The organism is Affinundibacterium baiyunense, assembly GCF_018139645.1.
GTDB classification, from domain to species: Bacteria; Pseudomonadota; Gammaproteobacteria; order Burkholderiales; family Burkholderiaceae_D; genus Undibacterium; species Undibacterium baiyunense.
This window is the reverse complement of sequence record NZ_JAGSPM010000027.1, coordinates 1-959: the sequence shown is the minus strand read 5'-3', so window position 1 is coordinate 959 and position 959 is coordinate 1. Positions and strand designations below refer to the sequence as shown.

At 44.7% G+C, this 959-nt stretch carries 1 protein-coding gene; it reads right to left on the bottom strand.

Features of this window, described 5'->3' with window-relative positions:
• A partial coding sequence (locus KDM92_RS18195; RefSeq protein WP_212685778.1) for a hypothetical protein occupies positions 1–959 on the bottom strand: 959 nt, incomplete at both ends.

Here is a 959-nt window from a genome sequence, read left to right as displayed (position 1 = left end):
TTCATGAACACGTTCAACGCTTCAACTTTTGTGACGATGCTAGAACCAGTTGCACCAGAAGTGATGTTACCGCCGTTCACGATTGTCAACGTATCTGTACCGTCGCCACCAGTCAAGCTGTCGCCAGCTTGGATTGTGTCAGCCAAGTAGAAAGTATCGTTACCTTTACCACCAGTGATAGTCACGTTTTGTACAACACCAGATGTATCTGCTTTACCTGTTGTGAATGTACCGTTACCGATGTTCAAAGTCAGGTTACCTGTGAATGCAGATGCGTCGATTGCAGTCAAACGGCCGTTCGCGCCAGAGATACCACCACTGAAGTTTGTTGCTTCAATGTTAGTTGTTACAGTTGCGCTGTTGATCGTTGTAGCAGAAGACAAGTTCAAGTTTTTGTCGCCAGTGATAACGACTTTACCTGCTGTACCTGTGTCCATTGGCAAGTTCAATGTGCCAATTGTGTTAGCGCTACCAACGCTGTTCAATGTCAATGTTTCATAGCTGTTTGCATTAACGCCAGAACCACCTGTAGAGATGTTTTGACCAACATTGATTGTACCAACTTGAACGTTAGACACTTCCAATGTACCAGCATTGTCGCCTTTCAGTACGTCTGTACCGAAAGAGAATTCGATTGTGCCAGCATTGTTTGCGTTAGAGTTCTTCACAGACATTTTGCTCAATACAGATTGTACGTTTTCGATACGAGCAATGTTAGAAGTAGAAGCAACGCGGCTGATGTTTACTTCGCTTACGCGAGTTGCATCTTGCAAGTCCAAGTTTTTAACTGCGCCGTCACCAGAACCTGTGAAAGCAACATTAACTACGTCCATGTTGTTCAAAGTTGGTGTGATTGTTTCTGCGCCGTTGTCGTTGGAGTTACCCAAAGTTGCAGTCAATGTGTTTTTCGCGCTTGTACCTGTCAACACGTCTTCGTCTTGCAAAGAGTTGATACGGTC